Genomic DNA, 6,581 nt, shown 5'->3' on the forward strand with positions numbered 1-6,581 from the left:
GTGTTTTGGGTAACATCCGCATTATTTCACTGACAATATGCTTTTCTTCAATAAAAAAACCAATATGTAATAAGGCTTCTTCATTGGCTACATCGTCTAAAATGATCTTCAAATTATCTGGCTTCATAAAACCAACGAAAAGCCGCCCATAATCATATAATGACGATGTGCTAACAATTCTTTTGCCACAGCACGCATTCTGTCTAAAGGCATATTGGCAATAATATCTTTAACACGACGCGGATCAAGCTCTAAGGTCACTTTACCCAAAAATGGAATACTCATTTTTTGTGCCAATTCAACCGCTCTTTGATAAGGCATTTCACTGGCAATACGTGCACACAACATCGGGCCAAAGACTTTTTCGCCAATACTGGCGGTAATGCCCGCAGGCATTAATTTGCTGGCTGAAGCTAATTTTTGAAATAGTTTACGGCCATCGTTAAAAAGTTTGTCTGTGGTTAAAGCGCGTAAATTAATGAGCTCTTTGACAGGAAGATCCTGTAAAAAGCTTAAATCATCACCTTTAACATCTAATAACTGCCCTATTTTTTGAATTTCCGCGCTACTTTCTAACTTGCTCATATTAACCTCTGACAATCGCTTTTACCGCACCACGTAACAAGGCTGGCACATAACTTAAGCCTTCCTCAATCGCATTGTTTAGCGTTTCTCTTTGTTTGAGTTGTGCTTGTTCAATATATTGATTTAAGGTGTTTAGTTGTGCTTCAGACAAACGATTTAATCCCTCTATTTGATTGGCTGAGGTTTTTAAGGTAGCAGCTAGCTTTTCTAAAGCAAGTTGTTGGCTCATAACAGATACTCTATGGACTGTTTAGGTTTCGACTACGCTCAACCGACATAAATGCAGCCTGAGCGTAGTTGACGGGTGATGGAGTTAACTATTCTATCAAGCTACTATGCCAAGTTAAATGACAAAAATCATTGACTTCTTTGACAAATAGAAAACTTTTAAATATCAGTGTTTAGCACTATTGATACTGGCTTCACTATCTTTGCTTAATTTAAAAACAAATTCTAAATATTTGCGCACAGGTGTTGGAAATAATACCGATGTTACTTGGCCAATGCCCAACCATTCAGGTGAAATATCATAAGGTTTTTCAATAATGGCACGCTCAATGACATGAGAGGCATCTTCAGTAGTCATACCCGGTAATTTGTGCATCCACGGTGTGGGCGCGCTCATGCGGGTATAAACAATGGCTGGATAAATAGAGGTTGTGGCGATACCATCTTGTTTAATTTCAACAGACACACTGCGTAACCATGTATCAAATGCCCCTTTAGAAGCTTGGTATGCTGCCCAACGGCCACCCGCAGGCATTTTTACGCCCCATGTTGAAATATTGATGATATGGCCTGATTTACGTGCTCGCATCGACGGCAATAACGCCAAAATTAACTGTACGGGCCCTAAATAATTAATCGCCATGGTTCGTTCAAAATCTTGAAAGCGATTTTCTGACATGGCAATGGAGCGGCGAATCGATTTGCCTGCATTATTTAAGACAATATCAACATGACCATGCTCAGCTAATATTTGCTCGGCAACCGCTTTTGCATGTTCAGGTTTACTCAGATCAGTGGGATAAATAAACGCCCTGCCTCCTGCCTTATTAATATCGTCAGCGACGGCTTGAAGTTTATCGGCACTACGTGCCACTAATAGCACGATCGCCCCTGCTTTTGCTAAATGTTTAGCGGTTTCTTCACCTATACCAAACGATGCGCCTGTAATTAAAATAAGTTTGTTATTAACAGCATCATGTAGTTTTTGTGGTTTATCTAGGCCACGTGGATTGAGTAATTTTGAGGCCAAACGAATGATGAGTGGTTGTTTGGGATTATTCATGGTGTCATTCCTTTTTTAAGGTTATGTTTGACAAAAAACTATGCTTATTTAAGCCACAAAGCATTGACCGACCAAATAGTGATTTTAGGCCAAAAATTGTCGGGTTTTTCGTTATATTTATTACGTTAAATGGCTTTTTAATATAATATACATTACAAAAATACTTTTAGGGAATTCTCATGCGTCCTTTATCTATCCAAGAAGTTGTTTGGCAAGCGGCTGACGAATTAATGGCTCAAGGTGTGCGCCCTACTGTCGCAAATGTTCGTGAAATCACCCAACGTGGCAGTGCAGGTACAATTAATGATGCGCTAAAAGAATGGTGGCAACAGCTAGCCAAAAGAATCTCGTTACAACAACAAATTGAAGCACAAATTCCTGAAGAAATTATTAGCTCTGTGCAACATTTATGGCAGCAAGCATTAGTCGCAGGTGAAGCGGCATTTAATGATTTTAAACAACAAGCCGAAGACAAAGTCATTAAGGCCGAAGAGTTAAAAATTGCTGCGTTAGAACGTCAACAACGTGCCGAAAACTTGGTACAAACCTTAGAAGCAAAATTAACTCAAAGCCAAAATAGCGAACGCTTATTACAAACACAATTAGCAACCGAAATAGCACTTCGCCAACAAATTGAGCAACAACTCAGCCAATCTAAACAGCAAAGCAGCGATTTTGAACAACAGAAAAACCAATTAGAAAAAGAAATGGCCTTGTTAGCAGCTCAATATCAACATCAAGAGCAACAACTTAGCGAAAAAAATCAACATCTTGAGCGTGATTTTTTAGAATACAAGTCAAATAGCCAACAACAATTGGCGGTTTATCAACAAAATTTGCAAGCTTGCGAAATACGTTTGTCGCACAGTGATTTGCAATTATTGCAAGCACAAAATGAATTACGTTTACTACAACAGCAACTTGAAGCAACTTTGCAAGAAAATGCCCTATTAAAACGGCAAACGGCGAATGTTGGTTTAAGTAAACGTGATGCGTTAAAAGCAAAATTACAGCGTTATTAACCCTCACCCCGACCCTCTGTTTTATGCTTGAGTTAATTTATGCGTCTATTACACACGTCTGATTGGCATTTAGGGCAGAATTTTTTCGGTTTTAGTCGCCATTATGAACATCAACAATTTTTAGAATGGCTATTAACCACGTTAGTTGAAGAAAAAATTGATGTGTTGTTAATTGCGGGTGATATTTTTGATACCGCAAATCCTCCCTCGAGCGCGCAACAACAATTTTATAAGTTTTTGTGTGCTGCAAAAGCCAATACGCCACATTTACAGGTGGTGATTACCGCAGGTAATCATGATTCACCAACTCGCCTAGAAGTACCTACGCCTTTTTTGAATGCTATTGATATGACGGTGATTGGCCAAGTACAGCGCCAACAACAACAGATTAATTTAGAAAATCTAGTCGTGCCTTTACATAATCAACAAGGTGATATTGCTGCATGGTGTTTAGCTGTGCCCTTTTTGCGGCCTAATGATGTCCCTCGTGTTGAAGGTGCAACTGATGCCTATTTAGCAGGCATAGACGCTTTATATCAACAAGTCACTGCCTTAGCTAAAAGTAAACAACAAGCCCATCAAGCATTAATTGCCATGGGACATTGCCATTTATTGGGTGGCGAAGTGTCTAGTGATTCTGAGCGAAAATTAGTCATGGGTGGCATTGAAATGTTGTCTAGCCAAATTTTTGATCAAGATATTGCTTATGTGGCTTTGGGGCATTTGCATTTAGCTCAACAAGTCGGTGCAGAACATATTCGTTATAGCGGTTCGCCATTGCCAATGTCTTTTTCAGAGATTCATTACCCTCATCAAGTCATTGTGCTTGAGCTACAAGGCACAGCCCTGTCTAACATTAACGCGATAAAAATTCCACGCTCAGTCGCTTTACAACGTTTACCCGAAAAGCCTGCGCCTTTGACGGAAGTGCTTGCTTTATTAGAACAACAAGACTGGTCTGTATTGCCCGAAGAACAACAACCCTATTTGCAAGTACGTGTTTTGCTTGATAAACCAGAACCTTCTTTACGCCATAAAATTGAACAGGTGCTAGAACACAAAGCGGTGCGTTTGGTCAAAATAGAAACATCCTACCCCACACAAAACGAATCAAATACTAATCATGTTTTGTTAGAAGATGTCAGTAAATTACAACCCGAAGATATTTTTTTACGTATGTATCAACAACGTTATCAAAATGAACCAGATAGCCAATTATTAACTGCTTTTAGAGATTTATTGGCTAGCGAATCACAAGGAGAAACAGAGTGAAGATTTTAGCGATTCGTGGTCGTAATTTAGCGTCATTGGCGGGTGATTTTGTTGTCGATTTTCAACAAGAGCCTTTATATTCCTCGGGTTTATTCGCCATTACAGGTGCAACAGGTGCAGGCAAAAGCACCCTGCTGGATGCGTTATGTTTGGCTTTATATAACCGTACGCCACGTTTGGATAAAGTAAGCACACAATCAGGTGTGTTAGCGGATATTGAAGGCCAACAAATTGGCATTCACGAAACGAAAAATATTTTGCGTAGGGGTTGCACTGAGGGATATGCCGAAGTCGATTTTTTGGGCAGTGATAATCAACAATATCGCGCAAAATGGAGTGTACGCCGCGCCCACAATAAACAAACAGGTGCATTGCAAAATGAAACGATGAGTTTGCAGCACCTACCCGACTTACAAAGCATTGGCCATAAAAAAACCGAAGTTTTAGCCGAAATTGAAAAAAAGATTGGATTGTCGTTTGCTGAGTTTAATCGTGCAGTGTTGTTGGCACAAAATGAGTTTTTTGCCTTTTTAAAAGCCAATGATAACGAACGTGCTGAGTTGTTAGAAGCCTTAACAGGCACAGAATATTTTAGTCAAATTTCGATTAAGGCACATTTACGCAGCAAGGAAGAAAAAGACAAGCTCGTAGCTGTTCAACAAAAACTGCAACAACAACCGCCCTTAACGCTTGAGCAACGCCAAATTTTAGAGCAGCAACATCTAGCCCTAGAACAAAAAACACAACTGGATCAACAGCAATTAGCACAAATTCAACAGCAAGCACAATGGCATCAAACAGCACAGCAATTACAACAACAGTTGGATCTTGCTCAACAACAACTTGCGCAAGTTGAGCAACAATGGCAACAAAAAGAGTCCGCTTGGTTTTTAGTTCAGCAAGTACAAGCGGCATTGCCAATTAAACCCATTTGGCAACAACAGCAGCAACTGGAACAGCAAACACAGCAATTACAACAACAATTATTGCAATTACAAGGCCAACAACAGCAACAACAACACAGCGTACAAAGCTGTGAAACGGCTTTTCAACAGCAAAGCTTAAATAGCCAACAATTGGAGCAACAATGGCAACATGAGCAACCACGTTTGGCTCAGGCCAAACAATTGGATTTTACAATTGCTCATGCACAAGAGCAATTACAACAGGCTCAGCAACAGTTGGCCGCTCATGGTCAACAACTCAAGCAACAACAAAATTATCAGCAAATTGATGAATGGCCACACATTCAACAATTATTATCCACCGCCAAACAACAACATAATTTGTCTTTAGCACAACAGGCCAATCAACGTATTCAACACATTAAAGAGCAACATAAACAGCAGGTTAAAGTGTTGCAGGCGCAACTACAGCAAATCAATGCCCCTCTGCTACAGCAACAACATCAACAATTGACTGAGCAACAGCGGGTGTTTGATGCAGCGATTCATCATTGGCAGCAATATCTGGGCTATCAGCAACAAAGCCAACAGTTGTGGCAAGAACAACAGCAACTGTTGCAAACAATTGCTCAAGAGCAACAACAACAGCAGCACAATGAACAACAATTGCCTGTCTTACAAGCACAACTGAATCAGGCTCAACACGCCTTACAAGCCGCGCAATTGGCCTGTAGTCAAAGTGTGCAACAACTACGCGACCAACTGCAAGCTGAGCAGCCTTGCCCTGTTTGTGGTGGTTTAGAGCATCCCTACCAACAACATGATGCCCAAAAGCAATTAGACGATGTTTTATTGGTATTACAAGAACAAGTTAGAAACTGCCAACAACACTATCAGCAGCAACAACTCGCTGTTGTCCGCTTACAAGAAACAATCGCTAACCAGCAATATCGTTTGCAACAACTTCAAACACAATTAACGCAGTTAAGTGCACTACAACAGCAAACTGAGCAGTCCTTAACAACATTACAGCATTATGCTGCATGGCTTGAGTTATCAATTAATCAAAAATTACCGTGGTTAGAACAGCAGCAACAACAAATTGCTCAGCAATTAAAACAAACGGCAACACAATTACAGCAACAACAAACCTTGCAACAACAACGTGAACAAGCACATTTAGCCGTTGAGGCTTGTTTAATGATGGAGCAATGTGCCAATAGTTTGGTCTTGGTCTGTGACCAATATGTGGCGTTACAACAGTTACAAGAGCAATATCAGCAATTATTAGCAGGTCAAACGAGCCAACAGTTTGAACAATTATGGCAATCTCAACTTAAGCAAGCGCAATTACAGCAACAACAACTACAGCAGCAATGGCAGTCTGCACAACAACAGCTGACACAGACTGAGAAAGCCATAGAAATTCGTCAACAACAACTGACGCAACAAGGCCAACAGCTAAAAGAGCAATACCACCTTTTTGAACAGGCTTATCAAGTATTT

At 40.3% G+C, this 6,581-nt stretch carries 6 protein-coding genes; 3 read left to right on the forward strand and 3 right to left on the reverse strand.

What is annotated here, in order from left to right; translation table 11 throughout:
• Positions 1 to 123 precede the first annotated feature (123 nt).
• The 3 genes from Q0212_RS06920 to Q0212_RS06930 all read right to left on the reverse strand — a co-directional run bounded on the left by Q0212_RS06920 (position 124) and on the right by Q0212_RS06930 (position 1,876).
• Positions 124 to 585 carry a hypothetical protein gene (locus Q0212_RS06920; RefSeq protein WP_297923918.1) on the reverse strand — a complete coding sequence of 154 codons (462 nt, stop codon included), beginning with the start codon at positions 583 to 585 and terminating at the stop codon, positions 124 to 126.
• Position 586: 1 nt separating this feature from the next.
• Entirely contained in the window at positions 587 to 814 is a 228-nt protein-coding gene (locus tag Q0212_RS06925; protein WP_297923919.1) for a hypothetical protein, read from the reverse strand.
• Positions 815 to 979: 165 nt separating this feature from the next.
• Positions 980 to 1,876 (reverse strand): SDR family NAD(P)-dependent oxidoreductase, encoded by an 897-nt coding sequence (locus Q0212_RS06930; protein WP_297923920.1) that lies wholly within the window; start codon positions 1,874 to 1,876, stop codon positions 980 to 982.
• Positions 1,877 to 2,055: 179 nt separating this feature from the next.
• Between Q0212_RS06930 and Q0212_RS06935 the strand changes: the two genes are divergently transcribed.
• The 3 genes from Q0212_RS06935 to Q0212_RS06945 all read left to right on the forward strand — a co-directional run.
• Positions 2,056 to 2,898 (forward strand): DNA-binding protein, encoded by an 843-nt coding sequence (locus tag Q0212_RS06935; protein ID WP_297923921.1) that lies wholly within the window; start codon positions 2,056 to 2,058, stop codon positions 2,896 to 2,898.
• Between the two features lie 39 nt (positions 2,899 to 2,937).
• The gene (locus Q0212_RS06940) at positions 2,938 to 4,170 is read left to right on the forward strand and encodes an exonuclease SbcCD subunit D C-terminal domain-containing protein (protein ID WP_297923922.1); all 1,233 of its coding nucleotides are present in this window, start codon (positions 2,938 to 2,940) and stop codon (positions 4,168 to 4,170) included.
• The coding region (locus tag Q0212_RS06945) for an AAA family ATPase (protein WP_297923923.1) at positions 4,167 to 6,581 on the forward strand (2,415 nt) is incomplete at its 3' end. The genes Q0212_RS06940 and Q0212_RS06945, both read left to right, overlap by 4 nt.

Source organism: uncultured Agitococcus sp., from assembly GCF_937920075.1.
Lineage (GTDB): Bacteria > Pseudomonadota > Gammaproteobacteria > Pseudomonadales > Moraxellaceae > Agitococcus.